This is a genomic window from Paraburkholderia sp. D1E (assembly GCF_052682275.1).
Genome location: NZ_JBQYMB010000001.1, coordinates 8,474,316 through 8,500,253 on the forward strand (window position 1 = coordinate 8,474,316; position 25,938 = coordinate 8,500,253).

Annotated in this window: 23 protein-coding genes; 7 read left to right on the top strand and 16 right to left on the bottom strand. The window is 61.9% G+C overall.

The features are described 5' to 3' along the window. Positions 1–5: 5 nt before the first annotated feature. Positions 6–311, bottom strand: coding sequence for a hypothetical protein (locus ACUN0E_RS38135; protein WP_445569863.1), 306 nt, complete (start codon positions 309–311; stop codon positions 6–8). A gap of 231 nt (positions 312–542) precedes the next feature. Between ACUN0E_RS38135 and ACUN0E_RS38140 the strand changes: the two genes are divergently transcribed. Then, a complete protein-coding gene (locus ACUN0E_RS38140; RefSeq protein ID WP_445569864.1) occupies positions 543–1,448 on the top strand; it encodes a LysR family transcriptional regulator in 906 nt (301 codons plus the stop codon). 184 nt (positions 1,449–1,632) lie between these two features. Here ACUN0E_RS38140 and ACUN0E_RS38145 read toward each other — a convergent pair whose 3' ends face one another. The 5 genes from ACUN0E_RS38145 to ACUN0E_RS38165 form a co-directional block, all read right to left on the bottom strand. Next, positions 1,633–2,415 (bottom strand): hypothetical protein, encoded by a 783-nt coding sequence (locus tag ACUN0E_RS38145; RefSeq protein ID WP_445569865.1) that lies wholly within the window; start codon positions 2,413–2,415, stop codon positions 1,633–1,635. 178 nt (positions 2,416–2,593) lie between these two features. After that, positions 2,594–2,851, bottom strand: a complete 258-nt coding sequence (locus ACUN0E_RS38150; RefSeq protein ID WP_445569866.1) for a hypothetical protein — start codon at positions 2,849–2,851, stop codon at positions 2,594–2,596. Then, complete coding sequence (locus ACUN0E_RS38155) at positions 2,848–3,264, bottom strand: VOC family protein (RefSeq protein WP_445569867.1); 417 nt, start codon at positions 3,262–3,264, stop codon at positions 2,848–2,850. Before ACUN0E_RS38155 ends, ACUN0E_RS38150 begins: the two co-directional genes overlap by 4 nt. Next, positions 3,261–3,803: a helix-turn-helix domain-containing protein gene (locus ACUN0E_RS38160; RefSeq protein WP_445569868.1), complete on the bottom strand. Its 543-nt coding sequence runs from the start codon at positions 3,801–3,803 to the stop codon at positions 3,261–3,263. Before ACUN0E_RS38160 ends, ACUN0E_RS38155 begins: the two co-directional genes overlap by 4 nt. 177 nt (positions 3,804–3,980) lie before the next feature. Continuing rightward, positions 3,981–4,712: a hypothetical protein gene (locus ACUN0E_RS38165; RefSeq protein ID WP_445569869.1), complete on the bottom strand. Its 732-nt coding sequence runs from the start codon at positions 4,710–4,712 to the stop codon at positions 3,981–3,983. Positions 4,713–5,132: 420 nt separating this feature from the next. Here ACUN0E_RS38165 and ACUN0E_RS38170 point away from each other — a divergent pair, with 420 nt between their 5' ends. Both ACUN0E_RS38170 and ACUN0E_RS38175 read left to right on the top strand, forming a co-directional pair. Next, positions 5,133–5,750 carry a hypothetical protein gene (locus ACUN0E_RS38170; RefSeq protein ID WP_445569870.1) on the top strand — a complete coding sequence of 206 codons (618 nt, stop codon included), beginning with the start codon at positions 5,133–5,135 and terminating at the stop codon, positions 5,748–5,750. Positions 5,751–5,830: 80 nt separating this feature from the next. Then, complete coding sequence (locus ACUN0E_RS38175; protein ID WP_445569871.1) at positions 5,831–6,835, top strand: hypothetical protein; 1,005 nt, start codon at positions 5,831–5,833, stop codon at positions 6,833–6,835. Positions 6,836–6,874: 39 nt separating this feature from the next. Here ACUN0E_RS38175 and ACUN0E_RS38180 read toward each other — a convergent pair whose 3' ends face one another. Both ACUN0E_RS38180 and ACUN0E_RS38185 read right to left on the bottom strand, forming a co-directional pair. Beyond that, positions 6,875–7,960, bottom strand: a complete 1,086-nt coding sequence (locus ACUN0E_RS38180) for a glycosyltransferase family 4 protein (protein ID WP_445569872.1) — start codon at positions 7,958–7,960, stop codon at positions 6,875–6,877. Further along, a complete protein-coding gene (locus ACUN0E_RS38185) occupies positions 7,957–9,210 on the bottom strand; it encodes an oligosaccharide flippase family protein (RefSeq protein ID WP_408390635.1) in 1,254 nt (417 codons plus the stop codon). The genes ACUN0E_RS38180 and ACUN0E_RS38185 overlap by 4 nt, the downstream gene beginning before the upstream one ends. Positions 9,211–9,559: 349 nt before the next feature. On the opposite strand from ACUN0E_RS38185, the gene ACUN0E_RS38190 reads away from it, so the two are divergent. Further along, positions 9,560–10,750: a glycosyltransferase gene (locus ACUN0E_RS38190; protein WP_408225675.1), complete on the top strand. Its 1,191-nt coding sequence runs from the start codon at positions 9,560–9,562 to the stop codon at positions 10,748–10,750. A gap of 17 nt (positions 10,751–10,767) precedes the next feature. Here the strand turns inward: ACUN0E_RS38190 and ACUN0E_RS38195 are convergent, their stop codons facing one another. Then, positions 10,768–11,961: an acyltransferase family protein gene (locus tag ACUN0E_RS38195; RefSeq protein ID WP_408225672.1), complete on the bottom strand. Its 1,194-nt coding sequence runs from the start codon at positions 11,959–11,961 to the stop codon at positions 10,768–10,770. A gap of 281 nt (positions 11,962–12,242) precedes the next feature. Between ACUN0E_RS38195 and ACUN0E_RS38200 the strand changes: the two genes are divergently transcribed. Together ACUN0E_RS38200 and ACUN0E_RS38205 are read left to right on the top strand one after the other, a co-directional pair. Then, positions 12,243–13,736 carry an O-antigen ligase family protein gene (locus ACUN0E_RS38200; protein WP_445569873.1) on the top strand — a complete coding sequence of 498 codons (1,494 nt, stop codon included), beginning with the start codon at positions 12,243–12,245 and terminating at the stop codon, positions 13,734–13,736. Next, positions 13,733–14,959: a glycosyltransferase gene (locus ACUN0E_RS38205; protein ID WP_445569874.1), complete on the top strand. Its 1,227-nt coding sequence runs from the start codon at positions 13,733–13,735 to the stop codon at positions 14,957–14,959. The genes ACUN0E_RS38200 and ACUN0E_RS38205 overlap by 4 nt, the downstream gene beginning before the upstream one ends. Positions 14,960–15,057: 98 nt before the next feature. Here the strand turns inward: ACUN0E_RS38205 and ACUN0E_RS38210 are convergent, their stop codons facing one another. The 3 genes from ACUN0E_RS38210 to ACUN0E_RS38220 all read right to left on the bottom strand — a co-directional run bounded on the left by ACUN0E_RS38210 (position 15,058) and on the right by ACUN0E_RS38220 (position 20,434). After that, positions 15,058–17,472, bottom strand: coding sequence for a glycosyl hydrolase family 95 catalytic domain-containing protein (locus tag ACUN0E_RS38210; protein WP_445569875.1), 2,415 nt, complete (start codon positions 17,470–17,472; stop codon positions 15,058–15,060). A 370-nt stretch (positions 17,473–17,842) separates the two neighbouring features. Continuing rightward, positions 17,843–19,585, bottom strand: coding sequence for an FAD-dependent oxidoreductase (locus ACUN0E_RS38215; protein WP_445569876.1), 1,743 nt, complete (start codon positions 19,583–19,585; stop codon positions 17,843–17,845). Between the two features lie 228 nt (positions 19,586–19,813). Then, positions 19,814–20,434 carry a putative colanic acid biosynthesis acetyltransferase gene (locus tag ACUN0E_RS38220; protein WP_445569877.1) on the bottom strand — a complete coding sequence of 207 codons (621 nt, stop codon included), beginning with the start codon at positions 20,432–20,434 and terminating at the stop codon, positions 19,814–19,816. 176 nt (positions 20,435–20,610) lie between these two features. Here ACUN0E_RS38220 and ACUN0E_RS38225 point away from each other — a divergent pair, with 176 nt between their 5' ends. Then, complete coding sequence (locus ACUN0E_RS38225; RefSeq protein WP_445569878.1) at positions 20,611–21,117, top strand: hypothetical protein; 507 nt, start codon at positions 20,611–20,613, stop codon at positions 21,115–21,117. A gap of 31 nt (positions 21,118–21,148) precedes the next feature. Here the strand turns inward: ACUN0E_RS38225 and ACUN0E_RS38230 are convergent, their stop codons facing one another. The 4 genes from ACUN0E_RS38230 to gmd all read right to left on the bottom strand — a co-directional run bounded on the left by ACUN0E_RS38230 (position 21,149) and on the right by gmd (position 25,882). Then, a complete protein-coding gene (locus tag ACUN0E_RS38230; RefSeq protein ID WP_445569879.1) occupies positions 21,149–22,486 on the bottom strand; it encodes a glycosyltransferase WbuB in 1,338 nt (445 codons plus the stop codon). A gap of 54 nt (positions 22,487–22,540) precedes the next feature. Next, positions 22,541–23,683, bottom strand: a complete 1,143-nt coding sequence (locus ACUN0E_RS38235; RefSeq protein ID WP_408225647.1) for a glycosyltransferase family 4 protein — start codon at positions 23,681–23,683, stop codon at positions 22,541–22,543. A 115-nt stretch (positions 23,684–23,798) separates the two neighbouring features. Then, positions 23,799–24,758 carry a GDP-L-fucose synthase family protein gene (locus tag ACUN0E_RS38240; protein ID WP_445569880.1) on the bottom strand — a complete coding sequence of 320 codons (960 nt, stop codon included), beginning with the start codon at positions 24,756–24,758 and terminating at the stop codon, positions 23,799–23,801. Between the two features lie 5 nt (positions 24,759–24,763). Beyond that, the gene (gmd, locus tag ACUN0E_RS38245) at positions 24,764–25,882 is read right to left on the bottom strand and encodes a GDP-mannose 4,6-dehydratase (RefSeq protein WP_408225641.1); all 1,119 of its coding nucleotides are present in this window, start codon (positions 25,880–25,882) and stop codon (positions 24,764–24,766) included. Positions 25,883–25,938 lie beyond the last annotated feature (56 nt).

Here is a 25,938-nt window from a genome sequence, read left to right on the forward strand (position 1 = left end):
CCCTCTTATTGTCGGCTCGGCATCCGCGCGCTGCCCTGCAGGAAGACATCGATCGCCAAAGCAAACTCATGGCGCAGTTCAAGATCGGGCAGTGCGAGCCAACGCATCAGCGCGCCCGGGCCGCGCGCGCTGATCGGAAGTGACCACACAGAAGGCTCCGCTGAACGAAGCTGAGATGCGCCTCTGGCGCACGCGTTCATGCCAACGAAGTCGAGCCCGCTTAGTGAGCGTGTGACCTGCGTGGGCAGAAGTTCGATATGTGCCGCGTCGGAAACGACGTCGAGTGCTAGAAGATAGTCAGGCGAGAGCATGGGATGTTTGACGACACGCGGTTGGTTAATTGGAGCTTTTTTTGACGACCGCCACGGCAAAGAAGCCGTAGATCGCAAGGTCGAACCATTCAAGCACATTGCCGACCGCCTCGCTACGTTCGACCTTCGTAGCAAAAATTAATCGCCTTTGGCAGGCATGCATTATTTTAATTCATTGCCTCACGCGCAAAGCGAGATTAAATTGCTACTTAATGAGTGCCTGGAATCAAGATGCGCAAGTTCAAGATGCCTAACATGGGCGCGTTGCTCGCGTTCGAAGCAGCCGCCCGCCACGAAAGTTTCACGCACGCGGCAAAGGAACTCTTCCTGACGGAGAGCGCAGTGTCGCGCCAGATCGCCACGCTCGAAGCGAATCTCGGCGTGCATCTGTTCGTGCGCGCGAAGCAGCGCGTCGTGCTTACCCGAGCTGGCCGCATCTACGGAACACAGGTACGCCGCTCGCTTGAACATCTGGACCGCGACACGCTGTCGATCATCGCGCACGGCGGCGGGGGCGGCTATCTGGAACTGGCCGTACTACCCACGTTCGCGTCGCAATGGCTCATCCCTCGCCTGAAAAACTTCTACGACCGTTCGTCGGATGTCCGCGTGAACATGGGCGTGCGAACCGACACCTTTTCGTTCGAGGAATCGCACTTCGAAGCCGCGATCCATTACGGCAAACCCACCTGGCCGGGCACGTCGTGGGACTATCTGTTCGGCGAGGAAGTCGTGCCGGTCTGCGCGCCATCGCTGCTCGACAAACCCATCGAGAAAGCACACGAACTGCTCGCCTATCCATTGCTGCATTCCACCACGCGCCCCGACGGCTGGGCACACTGGTTTTCGAGTCTCGGCGTCGAGGACAGCAGCACCATGCAGGGCGTGCGCTACGAATTGCACAGCATGCTGATCAGCGCTGCGGCGGCAGGGCTCGGCATTGCACTGGTGCCGAAATTCTTCGTCGGCAACCAGTTGAAGCAGCTCGGCCTCGTGATCCCGTTCGATAGCGCCACCACGGTCGATTCCGCGTACTACCTCGTCTACCCCACCGAACTGAGCCATGGCAAACCGCTGGAGCTTTTCCGGACATGGCTGCTCGAACAGGCGAGCGCGTATAGCGCGGAAACGGCCTGACCACACTGCTGAAAGCGTTGTGAGCGTAAGCGGCTACGACGCGGTGTCAAGCCGCCCTTGCCGACGTCTATACGCGCGCTGTACAAACCGTTCCAGACGGCAACCGCCGGATAACGTCGACAAGCAAAACCAAACTCGGGGCCTTCCCCCGTGACAACTATTATTCGAAACAAAACGCAAAGCCTTAACGCCCATGCTCTGCCAGACGTGCAACCCTGCGCACCTGACGCGGCAATACGACGTACATTCCCCAGACAACGAAGAGCAGCACGCGAAGCACATCGGCGACGCGATCGGGGAAAGGAACGACTACGCCGGCGATCATGAGACTACCGGGCAAAGACCACACAAACGTGGTCAAGCCGAGCAGCGTCGCGCGGCTGACATTAAACCGCTTAGGCCCGGGCAGTGCGTGCGAGGCAAGTGCACTCCGTACCGCGTATCCCACGAATGGCAGGCTCAGCAGCGTGTAGATCAAAGCGGTCAGGATGATCGGCATCGCTCCGATCGCAAGAGCCAGCATGACCGAAATCATTCCCGCGCCTGGTTTGATCAGGCCCGCCGACAGTTTCACGATAGGCGCGGCTGCCTTCCGATATAGAAACAGGAAAGCCACCAGACCGATGATGGTGAGCAGAATATTCGCAAGCCACTGCCGCCAGGCGCAGGACCACCATACATACAGACGCTGCCCGAAAGTCATTCGTACAGCGAACCTGAAGACAGCCCAGCGATCGCGGAAAGCAGCGACGCATACCAGCACCGCGAACAGAGCAACGGGAAGAACGAACGCGTAGGGATTCCACAAGAAAATTGCCAGGTGATGCCCAGCAGCGATCGAGGTGGAGGCTGGAGCCGGCGAGGACGGGGCGAAATTCTGCAAATGCTGCGCGACGTAGTCCGAAGGATTCATCGCACCCGAAGGTGCATGCGTTGCCGTATCCACTGAGTAAGGCCCTATCGCCATGAATGCTCAACAGAAACTCGCAAAAGAAGAAATGCAGTCCAGGCGATTATTTTCTGTTTCGCGAGCACGGATGGCACACTCGGGCCGAAGAGCAGATTGCCTCTCCAGTCGTGCAACAACTAACGCCGGGCATCGATGAGTACGGCGGCGGACTCGCGGTGCACAGTGTGAGAATCCTTCATGCGAGCGGCGTCTCCTGGTCGCCTATAGAACGCCCCGGGCTATGACGGGCGCGTTGGTCGCTAATGTAGGGCAGCGCAAACAGGTAGAGCCCCGTGAGCAGCAAGAGGGCCAGCGGCACCAGCGGCGCGTAGGTGATCCAGGGCGGCGGCGGGCCGCTTCTCAGGGCCATGGCGACGAAGTTGGAGATAACCGTCAGCGTGAACGCGATGGATACCCACCGGTGAAATCGGCGAATCCAGGTGCTGGTGTTCATGTCGTGCTCTTTGGCGCCTGGATCATCTTCCAGCCGTTGCCGGCAGGGTCCCGAAAACCGGCATCGACGCTGCCGAAGCGGTCTATCGGCTCCTGGGTGAATTCCACGCCGCGGGCTTTCAGTTCAGCGTAGCTGGCACGACAGTCGGTCACGGAGAGGACCAGAGGCGGCATGGCCCCCTTGGCGACCATAGCGCGCAGGGTTTGCGCGGTAGCCTCGTCGTGGATGGGCGGGCCGGGTGTGAACAGGCCGAGCTGGAACGAGGGCTGATCCGGATGCTGGACGGTGAGCCAGCGGTAGGGACCGTTGCGCACATCTGTGTGGACACGGAATCCGAGCTTGTCGACGTAGAAGCTGAGCGCCTCGTCCTGGTTATCGACGTACAAGCCCACCACATTGATACCCTGGTTCATGACACCTCCTTGGTTGATGGCCTGAATTTATCCTTGGCCACGCGGCGGCGCTTCTCCAAAACTGCGATGTTGAGATCGGGGCGCTGTGCGGCCTTCAGGACGCAGGCCGGCACGCGATCGAGTTGAGGCATGTTGGCCTGGGCCTCACGGCGCATGGCGGTGGGGCTTTGCCCGGTGATGTCGCGGAAGATGCGGCCGAAGGTGCCCAGGCTCTCCCAGCCGGTGGCGAAGGCAATTTCCGTGACGCCGAGCTCGGTGTCGCGCAGCAGAGTGGTGGCCTGCTCGATACGCCGTGTCAGCAGGTAGCGGTGCGGTGGCAGGCCGAAGGCCCGTTTGAAGGAGCGCGCGAAATGGGCTTCGGAGACGCCACTGACTTCGGCCAGGCGCTTGACCGGCCAGGCCTCGTGCGAGGCGGCGTCCATGCGGTCTTTAGCGCGTAGCAGGCGGCGCAGCAGGGCCGGGTCTTGCAATGCCTCGACGCCGACCGGCGTGGGGGACGAGGCAAGCGGCTGACCTTTATGGTCTTCGCGAGGGGGCATAAAATCCCAAGGGGCTGGCAATATGCGGGGAGTTTAGGCCCAACACCGTTACCCGCATAGCGGCGCACTGGCGCTCACCGAGGTGATAGTACGTGTTCGCTAACAGCCAGATCCGGCGTCCATCCTTCCTGATGGAGGCGTCAGGAAGGACGGGAAACTGCGGGTACTTTCGTTACCTTACGCCGTAGTCGACACCAGGCTCCCAACCGTTTGCATATGCGAGTGCCCCTTGAGATTATTCGCGAGCGTCTGCACAAACGACTGCAACGACGTGCCCGAACTGCTATCGCCGAGTGAGCTCAACAGCGCCTGGAAATCCGTCTGCAGCGTCGACGTCTGCGAAGAAGACGAAGAAGCATCGCTACTTGTTCCCGCAGTAGCGGACGCCGCACTCGAACTCGTCGTGCTGCCGGACCCGAGTTCCTGTGCGAGCGCATTCAGCGCCCCGCCAATATCTCCATAGGAAGACGTCGCGACCGAATTCGTCGAACCGCTCGTGCTAGTAGACGTGGAGGCGTCACTGTTGCCCGATTGCTGAAGCGACCCTAGCGTCTGAAACAGCGCCCCGAGAAAAGCCTGCAGCGCTCCGGATACCGAACTGGTTGACGACGAATCGCCCGTGGACGAGGTGGAAGAGACCGCGGTGCTGGACGAGCTCGAAGAAGCCGCCGTGCCCGACGTACCTGACGCAGCCGTGGTCGACGCCGTGCTGCCAATCCCAAGCGCCGACAGCGCCGCCTCAAGTGCCGACAACAGCGGGTTCGCGTCCGTCGAACTGGTCGACGAAGACGACGAGGACGAGGACGAGGAAGACGCCGCTTTTTCGCAGCCGCCGCCCGAGCGGCGAGTGGCGCCGACAGAAAGCAGGTCAGTGCCGGTTTGCGAACCGCTTACACTTTGTATGCTCATGATGCTTGATCTCCTTACGGGTTGAGCATTCAGCGTAAGCGATGAAAACATTTCCAAATGCCTGGTAAGGGGTGGATTTCCCATCCATCTCGGCTATCGGTAAGGCACGGAAAGTTTTCGTTCAAAAAGGGACTGGGCAATCCGCAGTCCGCCGCGCGGCGTTCAGGGAATCCCCCTATGCTTTCGCGCCCTTTCACACTATTTCCCGCCCTCTCACACCAAGGTGGCTTGATTCGACTGCAGGATGGCGTTTTCGCGCGCTATGCGGCGCCTTCCGTCGACAATGCCAGGTGTTACGCTGAAGAGAGCAGCCTTCGCGGCAGTGAGCCGCCGTTCAGCGGCAAAATCAGCAACCACGAGAACGTACCGCGAAGCGCGATTGCCGGCGAACGGCGAAACATCGCTGCGGGAGCGACTGCGATGGGAATCAAAACATACACGGCCTTGACGCTATGGGTGTTTAGCAGTGCTGCCTTCGCATGGCAGCCGCTCACCTATCCGATCCGAAGTCAAAGCGCCTATCAGCGCAGCATCGACACCGCGATGTGCTATGCCACGGCCAACAAGCAGACCAAGGTCAACATCGCGCACGAATCGCAGCTTCCGCCGCGCAAACCGGCGGCAACCAAGACTTCGTCGACCGGTGTGCCGTCGCGGCCACCTTTACCCCCCAGCAGTTTTTCAGCAGCGCCTCCGGGCGCAAGCATGCCCGCAGCCGCGGCCGCGCCTGCTGCAAGTGAGCCCGGTGTGAGCACAGCAACAGCTAACGCAACGACCGCTGCGGCGACGAAGACAGCCAGTTCGACCACGGCGACAACCGCAAAGGCGGCCACCGCAATGGCGGCAAGCGCGACTACCGCGGCCGCCACGCCGGCATCGGCAACCCTCGCGGATAACGGCGCCTCGGAGACAGCAGCAGTGGGCGCGGCATCCGGCGTGAAGCTGCCGCCGCTGCCGGCACCCGAACCGCCTATGACACAGTATTGGGCCGCGTATGGCGCGTGCATGCAGGCACGGGGTTACGTCGTCACACAGTAATCCCGCTTGCAAGCCTCGTTGCGGTGCCTTGTTCTTCCTGATTGTGGCGCCGGCATTCGACGCCCATTTGCGACACGGCAATGCTTAGCGACGCTACTTCCGATCAGCATGATTACTTCCAATGCGAGCACTGCGGTGCGCCGCTAGCCGGTCGCTTTACGCCGTGCACCGAGTGCAATGCGCGTCCGGTCGATTCGTTCGGCGCGCGCGCCACGCGGCCCTCTTCCCTGAACATGCCGTTCGGCGACACCAAGCCGAAGCTGGCAACCCGGCTGACGACGCCGCGAATCTGGCGCCCGTCCTCACGAGATCTAACCGATCCGTACGCCGTCATTCTTGAGCCGCAGGTCACCACTCCCGTCTCGCAGAGACTGCGCCAACCGATAGCACTCGGCGTGTCGGTGTTGGTCGTGGCATCCGCGGTGTACCTGGGCTTCCTACACAGCAACGACTCGGTCGACGGCACTCCCATCGCGGTATCCGGTAAAGTGAAGACCCAGAACGTCAGGCCGCCGGTTGCCGTCGCCCAGCGGCCAGCGCCCGTGTTCGTCGCTCAAAGGCCGGCGAGACCCGCGCTCGTGCGATCTCCCCCTACTCCGCCGCTGGCTGCTACGCCGCCAGCGTCACGGCGCATGATCGTGGCATCGACTGAGGCGAAGCCCAAGCCAGTCGGCCAGACCAGCAACCCGCCCGATAGACCGCGCGTGAATACCTCGAAGCAGATCAGAGCCGCCCGCGCCAATCTGGAGCAGAACAATCTGTCGGCGACGAAAGTGCGGTTGGCGGCGGCCATCGCGGCACAGCCGGACAACCCCGACGCACTGCGCATGCGAGCAACCGTGGCCGCACGCGAACAGCAGCGGGATGCTCTGCTGAGCGTGGCACGAGGTTGCGGCTATATGGCACGATGGGCATGCGTCTGGCACAAGGCCGACGACGCGCTGCTGGTCGATTCGAGCAGCAAGGAAGCTCAGCGCCTGCTGACAATCGCGATGCACGAATCCGAGCTGGCGAGCGCATGGCAACCGACACCCGCGCCCGAGGCGACACCCGACAAACGCGGTCTCGCCATCAGCCACCATTGAACTCGACGTGTTACGTGCAAGAGGCGCTGCCTGGGCAAGCTAGCTGATCGATACGGCCAGCCGACTAGCGCTGACTTGATGCGCGATTGCCCGATAGCGGGCCGCTGTATCCCTGAGCGTCAGGCCGGCAAGCGAGCGCTGCGCCCGCGCCTGCCCTAATGCCTCGACAACGGCATCCGCATAGCACGGCACATTGTCGGTATCGACCAACTGCACGCCGGGAAATCCGCTAGCGAATGCAAACGGCTGAATCCTGCTCGCGACGATCGGGATACCGGAGGCCAACGCTTCGAGAAACGCCACGCTATGTCCCTCGAAGCGCGAAGGCATAACGAACACATTCGACTCCGACAACACGCTCGCCACATCGGTGCGCGGACCGGCCACCACGACCTGGTCCGCCAGCCCCAATTCCCGCACAAGGTCCATGACCGCGCGCTGGTAATCCGGATCTTCGATCACGCCGTAGAGCACGAGGCGTGCGTCTCTCACTCGCTCGAGCACCGCGCCGAAAGCGCGCACCGTCAGAAGCTGATTCTTCACCGACGTATATCGCCCAATCTGCACGACCTGAGGCGCACGGCCGCTATGCGCCGCGCCGTCGGTAAACGCGAAGCGCCCGAGGTCGACACCGTTTGGCACCACGGTCATCGCAGGGTGCGGCCCGACGGCCCGCACGTAGTCGGTCACGCCTTGTTGCGATACGCCGATCACCATCCGGGCACGTCCCGACAGGATGTGCTCGACGCGCCGGAACAGCGGCCGCTCGAAATCGTTGGTCGCCGAATGCATGACGTAGACGACCGGCACGCGCAGCGGCAACGCGCGCGCATAGAACGAAGGAATCGCCGCATGCGCGAAAATCACGTCTGGGCGAAAACGCCGCACTACGAGGAACAGGTTCCACAATTTGCCGGCAAGGCGGTGACGCCGCAGCGGAAACCAGCACTGCACGCCGTGCTTCTGCAGATCGACCTGCAAAGGCATGAATTCGGCATGTACGGGCAGCAGCGAGGCCACGCACACAGCCATGCCCTCCGCGCTTTGATCGATAGCGAGGTCCCTGGCGAGGATTTCGGCGCCCGACAAACGCGGCGCCAGAACCAGATGTAAAACACGAATCATGGCGTCCTTGCGGTCAGCGTCCTGAACAGCATCCACGCCGCGGCGCAGCCAAGGCCAAGGGTCATGGACCAGGCAATGCCCGTCACGCCCCACCAGTGAACCGCCGCAGGCGCACTGACCAGCAGCACGACGACCTGAATCAGCGACGCATGCACGGTCGCCTTCGCATCACCCACCGCGCGCAGATAAGCAACCAGCACGGCGATCAATGCGCCGATCGCCATGTTGATCACCAGAATTCTGAACAGCGGCACCGCAGGCAACCAGGCTGCACCGAGAATCAGCGAGAAGAGCGGCTCGGCGACCAGTCTCAGCACCTCGACGAATCCCGCCAGCCCGATCGCGATCACGAGAAGATAAATCTTGATGAGCCGCGACGCCGATTGCGGATTGCGGCGATGGCGCGCCGCGAAGGTAGGGAAGAGATATTGCGACATGGCGATCGCGGCATCGGCGAGCAGCATCTGCGCGAGCCGCGACGACATCTGATAAGCGCCGAGTTGCGCCGGGCCAAGCAGCTTGCCGACTACAACCTTGTCGAACTGGTTGAGCAGCAGATTGATCACGCTGCTCGCCCAGATCCAGCGGCTGAAGCCCACGTAGTGACCGATGCCCGACCACACGGCGCGGATCGGCGGCCGCGGGTTCATCGTTGCCCAGGTCAGGGTACTTTTCAGACTTTCGCCGGCTACGAGGCCGATCAGCACCGAGGCCGCACCGGCGCCGAAATACGCGAGCCCCAGCCCCACCGAACAATCGACGAATGCCGCCGCAATCTCAACGCCGGCAATATGCTGGAAGCGCCGCTCGCGCTGCACGAGGTAGTACGTTGGCGATGCCAGTCCACGCAGAAGCGGCAGCAGCGCGGCAAGCTGAATCAGCACCAGCGAACCGCTCAGATGAAACTGACTGCTCAGCAATGGCGCGAGCGCGACCAGCAGCAGTGAGATGAGCACGCCGCGCGCGGTCAGCGTCGTCCATAGCGCGCCGAGTTGCGAACGTGTCGGCGGATGTTCGCCCTGAATAACCGCTTGCGCGAGACCTGTATCCGATAGCGCCTCGGCAATCGCCACTGCGAGCAAGGCCACGCTCACGCTGCCGATCGCGGCCGGCCCGAGCATCCGGCCAATCGCCAGAAACTTGACCGCTACGAGTCCACGCACGGCGAACTGCTGCAATAGCACCCAGGTCGCCGCGCTCGCGCCGAAGCTGGACGCCATGGAGAGCGCCGGAAGCCTGATCGCCCGCAAGCTGTATCTCCGTCGAATCGGAACGCCGTTGAATCGGCCACACACAGCGATTGAATGCATCGCTGCGAAACGCCGCCGGCGCATAAGTAGTTAGGTCGCACCAGCGAACTGGCGAGCTTTTTCATCGAACGCTATATACGACCTTACCGCGAGACAATCGGCAACAACCGCCATCAGCTAGGCCGGTTCAGCCGAAGCTATTGCGCACTAGTACGTTTACCCACAGAACGGGTCAAATAGACGGGTCCCCTCACGTCGCCGATGCTAACGTTGTTCAGTTAGCGCTCCAGACAACCGGCGCGAGGTTGCTTTTCCACAACGCATTCGACCACCGAGGACCATTGAATCGATGGAACAAGACTACGTTCTGATTGTGGAACCCAACCTCACCGGCCATCGCTGGCGCTATGTCGAATGGACCATGCAGGCCTGCACGGAAGCAGGCTATCCATGCATCCTCGCGACTGAATCCGCCAACGAAGACCATCGGCTCGCCAGACAGATCGTCGCCGCGAACCGTGCGGATCTGCAGATCGCGTTCGTCGATCCCGAGGAGCGGCCACGCGGGCTGCTGCGCCAGTCGAACCAATACTCGCGCTTTCACCGCTATTTCAAGCGCGTCTGCCGGATCGTCGGCCGCGCGCAACCGGTCAGGCTGGTGGTCGTGCCTTACGTCGATTACTTCTTCTACGCGTTGCCGTTTCTCGGCTCACCGTTCGGCAAGACACCGTGGATCGGCATCACGATGCGTTCGACCTTCCATCATCACAAGGTCGGCATCAAGTCGCCTGATCGACCGATCGTGAATGCGGTCAAGGCGTTGCTTTTCAAGCGCGCGATCCGGACCGCCGGACTGCGCACACTCCTGACGATCGACCCCACCTTGCCGGAGTGGGCGGCACGCAGCGCCTCGAAGACCAGCGCGGCCATCGCCTATGTGGCCGATCCATTTCCCGACGAGCGTGCGGAAAACCCGGTACAGGCCCGCGAACGACTCGGACTGGACCCCACACAGCGTTATCTGCTGGTGTACGGCGCGATCACCGAACGCAAAGGGATCTATGAACTGGTCCACGCATTGACCCGTCTGGAGCATGCGCCTACGCTGATCGTCGCGGGTGAGCAGGACGCGGGCACGCGCCATTTCATGCGCAATCATGTACGTAGCCTGACGCCCGCGCCGCTGGTACTCGATTCGTTCATTGCGAACGATGTCGAGCGCGATCTGTTCTCCGCCTGCGACGCAGTCTGGCTGGGCTACAAAGGACATTACGGAATGAGCGGCGTGCTTGTGCAAGCCTACCGTTTCGGCAAACCCGTGATTGCAACAGAAGACGGACTGATCGGCTGGTTCAGCCGGCGCTGCGAACTGGGGCCGATTCTCAGCGACCTCAGCTCCGCCTCGATCGGCAAGGCGATCAACGAGACGATGACCTCCTGGCCGCACGCGCCGCAAGCCACTCCTTCGACCCGCGAAGATCTGCTCTCACGGCACACGCTCGGGCAATTTAAGCAGACCTTGCTTCAGCAGATGGCCTGATCCGGCACATCACAAGGTCAGGATAACTGGCCGCCTGTTACGGGCACCTTAGGTACTTCCGGCGCTTCCGCTACTTCCGGCACTTCCGGCACCTCCTCGCGCACCGAACTGTTGCGCTTGGCCGGGAACAGCGCGTTGCGCATCAGCAGGAACGGATACTCGATCGCGCGCGTGGTCACATAGCCGATCGCAATCGCGAAAGCGAACTGCGCGGTAAGCGCCGCCACCCAGATTACGCTCGGTGCAAGACCCATGGCGGTCGCTTTTCGAATCAGCATGTCGCCTGGCGCGAGCGCAAGCGAATGCCAGAGATAAATACCGTACGAATAGAGACCGATCCAGGCAATCCCGCGATACACCCACGACGAACGCACCGATCCGGAATACTCCAGCACGAACACGATCAGCGCGGCGAAACCGATCGCCTGAATCGTATAACCAATGCTTTCGTCGAGCGCCAGGTTTTTCGTCGCAAAAGCGAGCCATGCGCACAGCAGCACGATGCTAACGATCAGCAGCCACTTGCGTTTCGCGATCTGCTGATAGACACCCGGTTTCATCCAGTAGATCGCAGACAGAATCACGCCGACCAGCAAACTGTCGATACGGTATTGCGTGTACGCGAAAGCGCCTTCCAGGTCGCCGCCCGCCACCGCGAAACAGCGCGCAGTGAGCACCACCGCGCAGATGGCGGTCAGCACGCCGACGATCGTCCACGCGCCAAGACGCCAGCGCGCGAATAGCAATAGCAGCGCCGGTAGAACGAGATAAAAGTGTTCTTCGACCGCGAGACTCCAGGTCTGGGTAATCGAGGTGCCCAGGTAGTTCTGCAGGTGGGTCAAATTCTGAATCAGAAACGTATTCCACGGATGGCGTCCGGCCAGCACATGAAACGCGATCAGCACGTAATACGCGGGCCAGATGCGGAAAATCCGCCGGATGATAAAGCGCTTTGCGTCGACGTTCCCTTTTTCGGCGTACTGTCGAAGCAGAAGGCCGCCAACCAGAAAACCGCTGAGTGTAAAGAACAGATTGACGCCTTCGCGCCCGAAACTCTTCAGGGGGTACTCGATGATCTGGATCAGGAAGTTGTCGGTATGAACGGCATGAAAGTGAAATCCCATCACCATGATAATGGCAATACCGCGCACGAAATCCAGTTCGATGGCCCGTCCGGCTGTTACGGATCTCGCCCCGCCGAATAATTTCATGTTGTTCTCCCCTATCGCCATTCACGGGCGCATGTCCCTTTTTGCATCTTCGGTGGGCTCACGCGTGCGTGCGCGCCAACATCAAGACATTGGCCGACAACATGAGCAAGTGTGTGCGCGTCTTGCAGGGGCCGCCCTTGCCACTATCGCCAGAACCCAGGCAATGGGCGACGAAACTGGGCGCGCGGAATTGGCAGGCGGGGATATTCCCGCACAATGACCCGATGCGAGACTGTCCGCTACAGACCGACGGCGGATCGACAGCACGGGGAGGATCAGCAATGCGCCATCAGTATGCGACGCTCTGGATATGGTTTTTTCTGTTACCGCTTGCGCTGGACTATAAGGCGACCAACGCCAACGTAGGCCATTTCGCGCAGTCTGGACTGGTGATCCCGGTAATCGCCGCGGGACTCGCCCTCGTGTTGATTGCACCACGCTTTCGCGACCACTCGCGCTTGCGCTCGATCGTCACCTTCAGCGTGCTGCTGTGCGTGCTCGGCAGCATCGTCGCCCAGTTTGTTCAGGACAACGACGCCGGCAATTATCTGCGCGTTCTGCTCCCCTTCGTACTGTTCGCGCTGGGCTATCTCGTGGCCTGCCGCCCATGGAGCGAATACAGAATTTCGCAGTTCGAGAATGCGCTGTTCTTCGCCAACGTGGTCAGTCTCGTGTTTACCTTCGTCTATGGCATGGCGACGGGGGGCGATCTCGAGGATGTCCGCTACCGCATCATCTCTGTGACGTTGCTCGGGCTGCAAGCCGTGCTGCTGCACGAATTCATCGTCGCCAAACGCTTTTCCTTTTTCACCGTCGCGGTGTTCGCCGGCAGCGTCATCATCGAGTTGCTGAGCGTCACGCGTAGTTTGCTGGTCGGCACCGTATTGCTGTTCCTGATCGCCATGGCGCTATCCGCGCCCTCGATCCAGCAGGTCTGGCGCGCGGCCGCGCGCACGCTAATCGTGAGCGCCGTACTGGCCGGCGTGGCTGGCATCGCGGCGCTGAGCTTTCCGACCGTCGCGGAGCACTGGACGCAGCGCATTTTCGCGTCGGAGGAAACCGTCACCGGCAAAGATCCGACCACCATCACCCGCCTCGCCGAAATGCGCGATCAGTACGACCAGGTGACGGCGTCGCCGGAAACGCTGCTGTTTGGCGCAGGCTACGGGCACTACTATCGCTATTCCCCTGCATATCTGCCGGACCTTGCTGGCCAGATCAGCGAGAAAGACTTCTACGCGATCAATGAATGGGCTGCAGGTCACAACTTCTGGATCTATCAACTTTTCGCAGGCGGACTGTTGTTCGGCATCGCCATGCCTTTGGCTACCCTGGCCGCGCTGGCGATCTGCTTCTTCTCGTATCGCTACTGGCGCTCGGTGGTTCCCGACGCGCCCATGCTGCCGGTGCTAGGACGCGCCATCATGCTGTTTGCCGCGTTGCCGGCCACATCGATCGGTGGCAATCCGCTCGGGCCGCGTTTCTCAGGGCTGATATTCGGCATTGCTCTCGGCTTGATGATCGCCACGCACGCGCGATTGCAGCGGGCATTGCCGGCGCGGGTGAGGCGCGCGCCCACGCCACCGCATTTGCGCCCGGCCGCCATGCCTGAATTGCCTGGCAGAATCCGGCCCGGCATGGGCCGCGCCGATCTCGCGACAACCCTCGGCATGTCACGTGCGGCAACTGCTGCGCCCGGCTCCAGTCACTTCGGCGCCCTCGTGTCGCGCACTACGTCGACGCGACGCGCCAATCGATCGAATATCGTCCGATGAAAATCCTCCATCTGCTTGCCAGCATCGATCCACGCGCCGGCGGCCCGGTTGAAGGCGTTCGCCGCAGCGGTATGGCGATGCAGGATGCCGGACACGAAATTGAAGTGGCCACGTGCGATGCCCCCGGCGACGCCTATCTCGCGGCCTTCCCGTTTCCGGTTTATACGTTCGGTCCCGTCAACAGCCGCTATAGCTACAGCGCGCAACTCGCGCCGTGGCTCGCCGCCAACGCGAACCGGTTCGACGCCGTCATCGTGCACGGTTTGTGGCAGTACCACGGCTTCGCGGCATGGAAAGCGCTGCGCCAAAGCGGCGTGCCCTACTACGTGTACGTGCACGGCATGCTCGACCCGTGGTTCAAACAGGCTTACCCGCTCAAGCATCTGAAGAAGTGGTTGTACTGGCCGTGGGCCGAATACCGCGTGCTGCGCGACGCACGCGCTGTCATCTTTACGACCGAGGAAGAGCGCATGCGCGCCCGTCAATCGTTCTGGCTATACCGGGCACATGAGCGAATCGTGCCGTACGGGACGACCGTGCCACCACTCGAGGCCGAGCCCTTACGCGAAGCGTTCCTGCAAGCCGTGCCCGGTTTGCGCGGCAAACGCATCGTGCTGTTTCTCGGCCGCGTGCATGCGAAGAAAGGTTGCGATCTGCTGATCGATGCGTTCGCGCGCGTCGCGAGCCGCGATCAGTCGCTGCATCTCATGATCGCGGGTCCCGACGAGACCGGCTGGGTGGCAAGTCTGCGCGCCCAGGCCCAGGCAGCCGGCATCGCGCATCGCATCAGCCTGCCGGGCATGCTGCAGGGCGATCTCAAGTGGGGCGCGTTTCATGCAAGCGACGTGTTCGTTCTGCCCTCGCATCAGGAGAACTTCGGCGTGGCGGTGGCCGAGGCGCTCGGCTGCGGACTGCCCGCGCTGATCTCCGATAAGGTCAATGTGTGGCGCGAGATCGAAGCCGACGGCGCGGGGATGGTTGCCGCCGACACGGTGGACGGTACGGAAAAGAATCTCGTGCGCTGGCTCGAACTCGACGATACCGCTCACGCGGCCATGCGCGCTCAGGCGGTCCGCACATTTGAAGCACGCTTCCGGATTGAAACCATGGTCAGCGCGTTGACGGCGCTGCTGGAAACGAAAGGCAACACCGGCGAAACGCGTGAAAACACGCTCACCACGCTGCGCGGGGCTACTCAACCGAGCACTCAACCGAGCCGGTGACAGCGCGCCGCCTGGCGCGCACCATCACCGGCTTCTTCACTGCTCCTTCATCACGGCGCCAAGGTCGAGGCCGCGATCGGCAAGGTTGCGGCTTGAGGCTACCAGGAAACGGGGCGCAAGTTGCCGTCGAACCTCGCGGTGCCGTTCACGGGTATCGCGACCGCTCGCGAAGCGTTACCGTAGAACAGGTTCGTCCGCGTCCCGCCCACGCTGGTGAGCTTGACGGAAGACAACGCCCCGTTGGTCCACGCGAGGTCCACCGCAAACCCGCCTTTCGCCCGCAGCCCCTTGACGCTTCCCGTGCCCCATTGCGACGGCAAAGCGGGCAGCAGCGTGATGCGATCCATCCTGCTTTGCAGCAGCATTTCCAGTATCGCCGCCGGCCCACCGAAGTTCGCATCGATCTGGAATGCAGAAGAATTGCTCGACAACGCGTAGGCATCGAACATGTTGGCAAACGTGCCGTTCACGCCGTCGTTGCCTGCCGAGTAGTTCAGCAGCTTCGGAATCATCGAATAGCAGGTGGCGGCATCGTGGAAATGCGCCCAGCAGGCAATGCGCCATGCCAGCCCCCAACCGAACGAGTTGAAGCCGCGCGCGGTCAGCAGCGCCTTCACGCCGGCTACGAGCTTCGGATCGCTGTCGAGCGTAATGCGTTCACCTTCGAACCAGCCGATCAGGGGCGACAGATGCCGGTGTCCCGTTTCGCCGACAACGCTGTCGCTCATCCATTCCTGAAGCTGCCCGGTCGTCGGACTCACCTTCGGCAGATACAGCTGCGCCTTCATAGCCGCGAGCGTCTGCGCGAACTCGGCATCCCTGCCAAGCAACTGGCTCGCCGCGACCGTGTTGGTGAACAGATCCCAGACGAGTTCCTGCGCGTAGGTAATGCCAAGCTGCTGGTGAGGCCCCTGCTCCGGCGACCAGTCCTTGTCGTCGATGAGCAGCCCCGTCGCGGGGTCTCGAATCAGGCGCGTCTGCCAGAACTCGCTGGCGGACTTCATCACGGGGTAGATGTTCGCCAGATAGCGCTTGTCCAGGGTGTACTGATAGTGATTCCACAGCGTGCGGCAATACCACGCGCTCGCGGGCGGACTCCAGTCCCAGCCGATGGAGCCATAGATGCCGGTCGAAATCGCCACCGTCCAGCCCGCCACCTTGCCGTTCGAATTGCTGTAATTCACGTTGGCGGCATCGTTAAAATGATTCCGGGTGGACTGGACCCACGACGGAAACTGCCCGGTGACGTAGTCGGCAAACGGCTGCTGGCACTCCGGCAAGCCTGCGCGGTCGGCGAGCCAGTAGTTCATCTGCACGTTGATGTCGGTGTGGTAATCGGCCATCCAAGGCGGGTTGTTCGTGGTGCTCCACAAGCCTTGCAGATTCGCGGGCATCGAACCGCGCGACGACGAGATCGTGAGGTAGCGTCCGAACTGCACGTACATCGCTTCGAGTTCGGGATCGGCCACGGCGGCGTTCGCCCCGCGCGCCTGCAAGCGGGCCGGGATCGTCATCGCCTTCTGCGCGGCGCTCGAGGTGCCGAGGTTCAGCTCCATACGCCCGAAGAGACCGCGATAATCCCGCACATGGCGCCATAACAGATCCCAATAGCCCCGAGCCGCAGCGTTCGTCACGTCGGCGATCGCAGCGCTGCGCGGATTGATGCCCGTCAGATAACTGTCGACGTAGCGACCAGTGTAGTCAGTGCGCGCTGCGAAGATGATCGTGAACGCCGGACAGTTCTGCAGCGTGATCTGCGCGTTGGCGGAGTCGAACCGCGCGACGCCCGCATCCGGAATGACCGACAGGTACGAGGCGTACAGCTCTCCGCTACCGCTGACCGAACCCGAAAACGACAGCGCGTGATTTGACTCGCCGATCGTCTGAGTGCCTTGCCCGTCGATCAGTGACACGGTGCCGTTATACGTGCCGCCATCCGAGGTGAGCCGCACGACGATCACATTGTCGGGAAAGCTGCTGAAGATCTCGCGCCGGTAGGTTCTGCCGCCGACGCTGTACTGCGTGCGCACAAGCGCATTGCTGATGTCGAGCGAACGCTGGTAGTTCGTGGCGCCGGCATGACCGGGCAGATCGACATAGAGCTTGCCGAGCGACAGATAGGTGCCCATGCCAGTCGTCGTATAGGACAGGTCGACGACGTCCTTGCTGCCCGACCACAGCGTGATCTCGTTCAGATAAAGCGCTTCCCTCTCACTCGCCCCGCCAGCCAGCGCGCCCAGACGACCGTTTCCGACTGGCAGGCCCTGAAACTGGATGTTGGATTCGACGGCGGGCTGATCGTATTGGAACAGCAGCGCCTGATCGGCGGAGGTGAGCGGTGAAGCGCCCTGTGCGGAAGCGGAGAGTGAATCGGTGGTTGGGGAGGGGCCGGTCTCGCTGGCCTGTGCGGAACGTATCGCGGCATGATTGCCCGCACCTGCCACTGGCAGGATGGCGGCTACACCGCCGAGCTTGAGGAGCCTGCGACGCTTCTGGTTTACAGACGTTTTCATCCTGTTTCCTGGTTCGCGAAGTTTCCCCGAAAATCCACCTATGAATAGTTTGTGCAAATATGCACTTCACCGGGATTCTCCAGACATTAGGTCTTTCCCTCGGTACGCGCGCAGCAAAGCGACGTCAGGATTTGACTATTTGTCTGGCACGCAGACGCATGGGATACGCCCGGCGAGCGTTTTGTGCATCTGCAAATCGGTGGGCGGGGCGCAGGAGGGGACGCAGAAATAACGCAGAGGAGTGCGGGAACGTCATGCGGTATTTCCCGCTATGTGAGCGGGACGGCAATGCGCGTGTGCTCGTGCGCGAGACACCCGGGCATCGAGCCGATAACGGCGCGCCTTCGCGCGCACCGTCACCGGCTGTTCTTCATTGCTCCTTCATCAACGGCGTCAAGGTCGCGGCTGCGATTGGCAGGGTTTCGACTTGAGGCTGCTGCGGCTGCATCGATATCAGCGAACTGTTGGCTGCGTCGCCCCGCATATGGCCGACGATATCCGCGACATCGAGTTGCCGCACCAGATGGCCGGCGAGGCGTAGCGCAAGCGCAGCAATCGTGATGGTCGGAAAGTTGGCGCCGACAGTCGGAAACACCGAACTGCCCGCCACGTAGAGATTGCTTATCCCATGCACCTTGCAATCGCGATCCACCACGCCTTCACCTGGCGAATCGTGCATGCGCGTGGTGCCCATGTGGTGCCACGTGCCCTCCAGTTTCGCCGGCCAGCGCCGGCCTTCGAGCGGCGCATCGAGTTCGACGTCCGCGATGCCGGCCATCTGCAACTCCTGCGCGAGCAACGCGAACGTTCTGTCGAAGGTGCGTTGCACCTGTTCGCCCAGACGCCACTCCACCTTCACGCGCGGCATGCCGAACCGGTCGCGTTTATCCGTCGACAACGTCACCCGGCTATCGGGATCGGGCACCGCCTCGACGATCGCCTGCAACGTTACGTCGGTGATCAGCGCCGGCCATTGCAAGAGTCGCGTTAAGCCATAGCCCACGGTATGCAGCGGGTGCGCGATCATCGTCGCGAGATCGGTTTTCAGGCTGCGCCCCGGCTGGTCTTTCTGCAACAGCGCTTCCTTGCAATGGATCAGTGCCTCGGATCCTGCGGTGCCTTCACCGTACCAGCGCGAATAGAGCCACACGCGCGAATTCAGCAACTTCTCGCGCTCCATCAACTCCTGCTTCGGTGCGAACTGTGAGGATATCTTCGTACCGTGCGCCGACACCGCGGCATTCTGATAGTGATACTTGATGTCATACAGTTTATTGCGAGCGTTGCCCGGCCGAAAACGCACTTTGCCGGACATCATCCGCGGATGATCCATGAAGTAGCGGCCCACCAGATCGTTGGCATTACCGAGGCCCGCCGCGTGCACGTTATTCGAGGCGAGCAGGAGGCGCGCATTCTCGATGCCGCCCGTGGCCAGCACGAAAATCCTGGCGGTCACCGTCATCTTGCGTCCACTGATGGTCGCCACCTGGAGCCGCGAAATGGACGTGCCCTGGGCGTCGGCGTCGATATTCCGGACATTCGCATACAGAAACACGCGCACCCGCGATGAGCGCGACAGCTCGTCGCGATAGGCCTTGCCGAAACGTACAGGGGGGCTGAACTGCGCGACGGTATCGCGCATATCGCCAGTTGCAAGTGGTATGCGGCGCACGTCGTGGCGCCCAATCTCGCGCTCCCAGTAGGCGGGGTCGAAATTCTGCGGACCGAGCTTCAGCAGTTCATGCGTGCGCGCGTAGTACGGCGCCAGTTCTTCGAGGCCGAACGGCCAGCCGCTGTGCGGAATCCAGTCGCGTTTCTCAAAGTCCCACGGATCAAGCGGACGGCACCAGCCGCCCCAGCAGTTGCTGCTGCCGCCAAAGTAGCGGCTGCGCGAGCCGTCCGCGAACGAATAGGGAAGCCCGGCGTTCTCGCCGCGATAGAGGTCGCGGGTTTCGTCATCAGGCCCGAAGCCCCCGCTTTCGAGCATGCAGGTATCGACCCCCGCCCTCGACATCTCCAGCGCAAGCGTAATGCCGGCGACACCTCCGCCGATAATGCAGACCGTCGTTTCAACGGCCGTGTTGTGTTCAACAGTGCGAGTATCGATGAACATCCCTACTCCCCATCTTCTTCATGCATCTCTGGGTGCGTCAATCCGGCTACTCATCCAACCGGGGCTGGCAAGCAAACCACGCACGCGTCGTTACCGAACACCTCATCGGCATCGCCGCGAGTGTCGATCAAAGAATCGGTCGACAATCCCATTGCGGCCGCCGACATTCTGGCTTGTCAACAACCTGGCCTCCCCAGCGTATAAACGCTGCGGTTTTCTCTCTGTGCTTCAGGTCACGGAATCGAAACGGTTCCGGATAAAACGACATGGGTTGCCGCCGTATACGCCCTCTGGATCGAGTGAACGATGCACGACGGACAATGGCGTCACCACGGCTGACCGGCCGATCGTCACACCCATCTGCACAACACATTTCGAGGTGATCCAGACACCGTCCTCGATGACGATCGGCGCGACGCGCAGATCCATCGTGGTGCTCATATCGTGGGACCCGGCGCTCAGAAACGTGCCTTGGGAAATACAGACGTTCGAGCCGATGCGGATCAACGCCTGGTTGTAGATCCAGACGTCGACACCGAACCAGCAGTTATCACCCACTTCCAGATTCCACGGCGACTTCACACGCAATGGATGCACGAAGCGGCAACCCGTGCCGATCTTCGCGCCAAACAGACGCAATAGCCCAACCCGTACTGACGAGAGAGGCAGCAGCTTGTTGTTGATCACGCAGGCTTCAATGACAAACCAGATGAGCTCGATCAGGGCGCCGCGTTTCGCGCGATAGTTTCCCTTTCCAGCCAGGCTGAGATCGATAACGCGGCTATCCCCGCGGACGCCTTCGACTTTCGGCGTGCGCCCGATCTGCGGATCGTCGGCAACATTACCCATCAGCTTTCTCCAGACCACGAACGTGAGTCACTGTCTCCACGCATCACGCTTACATTATGTTTCGACTCCTTACTGAAGCCGGCTTCATGGCCGTACGGGCTAGCGTTTTGGCGGCTACCCACGTGCTGGTTGGCGCACGATAGCTCTATTGAGACCGCATCTCCCCGGGGCATACGATGACCATCTCGTTTCGGCATACGACACGCTCGCTGCTTCTCGCCATCGCCACGTGCGCCGTACCGGCGCTCGCGCAGAACGCGCCACCCGCGGCCGCTGCACCGACTCTTGCCGCCACGGCTGCGACCGCCTACGGCACCCCCACCCCAGCGGCGCGCGCCAACCCGGGCGCCGCGCATCGCAACAGCGAAGCGCAGTTGCTCGGCGCCCCGCACGAATACGGTTCGCCAGACGCGCAGCAAGGCAATACCGCCGACGCCCAGCAGGCGGCGCTGCTCGACGAACAACGCATGACCGTGTTGGGCGGAGGGCAAGGCGGGCAGCCGGCTGTGGGCAAGGGCCAGCGCAACAAGGCGCAGGCCGCCGCCAACGGCAAGGTCCGCGTGGCCGGTCAGCCAGGCGGTCCGAATGCGGCCGACGGCTTGATGCCCGAAGGCGCAGCACGAGCCACTTACGCCGATCCGTACGATCCGGGCAAACACGCCGTCTATCGATCCCCGTGGTGATATTGCATTCATGAGATGGCCGCGTACCGGATCAATCCGGCGCGGCTTTCTCCGTTGTAGCCGGCTTGCGCTGCCGCGGGGCCGTAGCAGTCGAGGGCCTCGGGCCGCCGAAATACGGCACCTCCGCCTTCGCACGCTTGCCATGTGACTCGCGAACCAGCGCCGCGAGCCGCGCTTCAAAAGTGGCGATCGTCGACTCCGGCGACAGGGCGCGCTCTGCATAACTGCGTGCGGCCTTGCCGAGCGCCGCGCGGCGTTCCCGGTCGCTTGCCAGCACCGTGATCGCCGCCGCCAAAGCCTTGACGTTGTCCGGCGGCACCACTACGCCGCGTGGCGACACCGCCTCGTAGAGACCCGTGCCACGCCGCGCCATGGCCACCACCGCACGCCCGCTTGCGAACATGCCGGTGAGCTTCGAAGGCATCACCAGATCCGCGGCATCGCCACGTTGCGGCAGAACGTGAATGTCAGCGAGGTTGAGCAGTTCGTTCAGACGATCCGCCGGTTGCAGCGGAATAAAAACGCAGTTCGTCAATCCCGCGCAACGCTCCAGCAAACTCTCTTTCGCGGCGCCACTGCCACAAAAAACGAAAGTGACATCGGCACGTGCGACAAGCGAAGCTGCCGCATCCGCGAGCGTTTCGATGCCCTGTTTCGCGCCCATGTTGCCGGAGTACAGCACCACCTTCTGGTCAGCCGGAATGCCCAGCAGACGCCGGTAGTCGCTCGCGCGCGTCAACGGGAAGATGGTCGACACATCAACCCAGTTGGGCAGGCACACGACCCGCGAAGGCTCGACACCCTTGGCCACCAGACGTGCGCTCATCTGCTGCGTGATCGACGACACGGTATCGAAGCGCCGCAACAACGTGCTTTCGATCCAGCGTGCCACGCGGGCTGCGCGCGAGCTTTTCAGAAGACCCAGATCGAAAGCGGCATCGACTTCGAAATCCTGAATATGCACCCAGGCTCGGGCACGCGCGATACGCGCGAGCGCCAGCGCAGCAGGCGCACACATCAGGGTCGGCGCGATCAGCATTGCGGCATCGGGGCGCCATAGCACCTGCCGGGCAAGCAGCGGCAACGAGCTCACCGCGAAGCTTGCGAGATGCAACATCCGCTTCAGGCCGCTGGGACGCGCCGGCACCCATAGCGGCGCCCGCCAGATCGTCACACCGTCGCGCATCTCGCGCTGATACCACCAGGACACATAGCCCGTAGCAACACGCCACTCAGGGTAATAGGGTGGCGCACACACCACACGAACCTCGTGGCCGCGGCTGGCCAGAAGCGCGGCCATTTCCGCCGTGTACTTACCCACCCCCGTCAGTTCAGGTGCGTAATTGAGACCGTAGATCAGGATCTTCATTGTGACTGCCAGAACATGTTAGAGCTTCGCAGGCGCGGCGGGCCGTGAGGCGCGTCAGTCGCTCAGCATCAGCGCGCAGCCACGAGCGATATTGGCGGCGGCAGAAGGCGGGTCGAAACGACGGATCACATCCATACAACGGTGCGCGGTGCCGCCGGCGTCGGCGAAAGCCTCCATCGCCTTGAGCATCGTGCGCTGCAATCCGGCGACATCTCCCGCCGTGAATGCGTAGCCGCTCACGCCGTCGATCACCAGCTCAGGCACACAGCCGCAGCTTTCGCTGACCACCGCGGGGCAGCCGTGCGCGAGCGCCTCGTTGACGACGAGTCCCCACGGCTCGCTATAGCTCGGCAGCACCATGCAGGTCGCGCCGTAGTATTCCTGCGTGAGCGGCTCATCCTGCAAACTGCCGGCAAAGGTCACCGCCTCGCCCAGTTCGAGTTCAGCCACCTTCGCGTGCAGCATCTCCGACATCGGCCCTGTGCCGACAATGCGCAGCTTCGCGGCTGGAATACGCCGCCGCAAACCGGCGAACGCCTCGATCAGGGTGCCGATGCCCTTCTCTTCCGAGAGACGTCCCACGTAGAGAAACACCGGCGGATTGCCGGCGCGTGCGGCGATCCTCTCGACCAATGCGCGCTCCGGCGAAAACGATCCAGGCATTGCCGCGGCCTGGCACGGCACGAAAATCTTGTCGCGCTTCGCGCCGAGTGAAAGCAGGTACTCCCGGCTGCGCTCGCCGAAACCGAAATAGCCGTCGCAGAGCGAGAAGAACACGCGCTTCGGAATCGATGTCAGCAGCTTCTTGGGCCTGTCGCGCGCGGTCGAATCGCAGAACACCGCGCGCCGCTTGCCGGTCACGATGCACGCCGCCAGCATCGCCCAATATTCCGGACGGTGGTAGCCCGGCAGAACGATCAGATCCGACTTGGTGCGCAACACTTCCCAGGTGAGCCGCGCGATCATCTTCATGGTCGGCACATCTTCGTAGCAGCCGTCGAACAGTTTCTGCATCGGATAACGATGGTACGAATAGTCGACATCCGAAAAGCCGACACGGTCGTGCTCGGTATCCGCAATCTGCACCATCGAGTAGCGAATCGCGCCGGACGACGAAATGTTATGCAAAGCGGAGAACACGACACCCTTGTGACGCGACCATACGACGTTGTGGAAGATCGTGACTGACGCGGTCATTTTTATGCCACTCCTCGAAAAATCGTCCCTGTGTGCGTTGCACGTCACTCGCGCGCAAACGCCCCACGCATCCCCTCAATTCCAGAACCGCGCTCAACGGCCCTTCAGTGCACGCCTACGCATGCAGGGCGGCGACCGAGGTCGAGCCGGCGTGTAATTCAACGAATTCCCGATACGTGGACGCGATGCCCTCCTCGAGGCCAGTAGTCGCGTGCCAACCCATTTGCGCGAGCCGCGATACGTCGAGCAACTTACGCGGCGTGCCGTCGGGTTTGGACGCGTCGAATACGAGCTCACCCTCGAAACCGGCCACCTTGCAGATGCATTCGGCCAGCTCGCGAATCGACAGGTCCTCACCGATCCCGACGTTGAACAGACCTTCGGTCACGTTGTGCTCGAGCACGAACAGCGTTGCCGCGGCGAGATCGTCGACATGCAGAAACTCGCGGCGCGGCGTGCCCGATCCCCACACCGTCAAGGTTGCGGAGCCGTTCACCTTCGCTTCGTGTGCCTTGCGCAGCAGAGCCGGCAAAACATGGCTGCTGTTCAGGTCGTAGTTGTCGTTAGGGCCATACAGATTGGTCGGCATCAACGAGACGTACTGTGTGTTGTACTCGCGGTTGTACGCCTCGCACAGCTTGAGACCGGCGATCTTCGCAATCGCATAGGCGTCGTTGGTCGACTCGAGCGGCGAGGTCAGCAGATACTCCTCACGGATCGGCTGCGGGCACTGCTTCGGATAAATGCATGACGAACCGAAGAACACCAGCCGCTCGACTTGCGCGCGATACGCGGCATGAATCACGTTGGTTTCGATCACCAGGTTTTCATAGATGAACTCACCCGGCTGCGACGCATTGGCGAGAATGCCGCCCACGCGTGCGGCCGCGAGCAGCACCACGTCGATCTTTTCCCGCTCGAAGAAACCGTTCACCGCGGCCTGATCCGTCAGGTCGACCTCCGCCCTCGAACGCGTGACGACATTGTGGTAACCCTCGGCATTCAGCCGCCGGACCAGCGCGGAGCCCACCATGCCACGGTGGCCCGCAACAAAGATGCGTGCTTGTTTGTTCATCGCCGTTACTCGTGATGTTCCAACGCCGTGAAACCAGCCAGCGTGACAAGTGCGTCACGTCGTGCAATCTGATAATCCGCCCGCACCATTTCCTTGACGAGCGCGCTGAACGGCGTGGTCGGCTGCCAGCCGAGCCTGGCATGAGCTTTCGACGGGTCGCCCAGCAACGTCTCGACTTCGGCCGGCCGGAAATAGCGCGGGTCGACGCGCACGATCACATCGCCGGGCGACATCTTGACCTCGCGCCCTTCCACCTTCTCGACGACGCCGATTTCATCCACACCGGTGCCTTCGAAACGCACGGTGACACCCAGTTCGGCCGCGGCATGCCGGACAAAGTCACGCACGCTGTACTGCACGCCGGTGGCGATGACGTAATCCTCCGGTTGCTCCTGTTGCAGCATGCGCCATTGCATCTCCACGTAGTCGCGCGCATGGCCCCAATCGCGCAGCGCCGACAGATTGCCGAGATACAGTATTTTCTGCATGCCCACCGCAATGCGCGCCACCGCGCGCGTGATCTTGCGCGTTACAAAGGTCTCGCCGCGCACCGGCGATTCGTGATTGAACAGAATCCCGTTGCAGGCATAGAGCCCGTAGGCTTCGCGATAATTAACCGTGGTCCAGTACGCAAACAGCTTGGCGACCGCATACGGGCTGCGCGGATAGAACGGTGTGGTTTCCGACTGCGGAATCTGTTGCACAAGGCCGTACAGCTCCGAGGTCGATGCCTGATAGAAACGCGTCTTGTGCTGAAGCCCCAGAATCCGGATCGCTTCGAGAATCCGCAGGGCGCCGAGCCCGTCCGCATTAGCCGTGTATTCCGGTTCCTCGAACGAAACCGCCACGTGGCTCTGTGCCGCGAGGTTGTAGATCTCGTCCGGCTCCACACGCTGTATCACGCGCAGAATGCTGGTCGAGTCGGTCAGGTCGGCATGATGCAGAAAGAGTCGCTGATCCGGGTCGTGTGGATCGCGATAGAGATGATCGATCCGGTCTGTATTGAACAGCGATGACCTGCGTTTGATGCCATGTACGTCGTAATCCTTGCCGAGCAGCAGCTCGGCGAGATACGACCCGTCCTGTCCAGTGATGCCGGTGATCAGCGCGACCTTGCGTTTCATGGAACTTTCCCCCTCGTTAATCTTCAATGCCAGCGCACCAGCACGATCAGGTGACC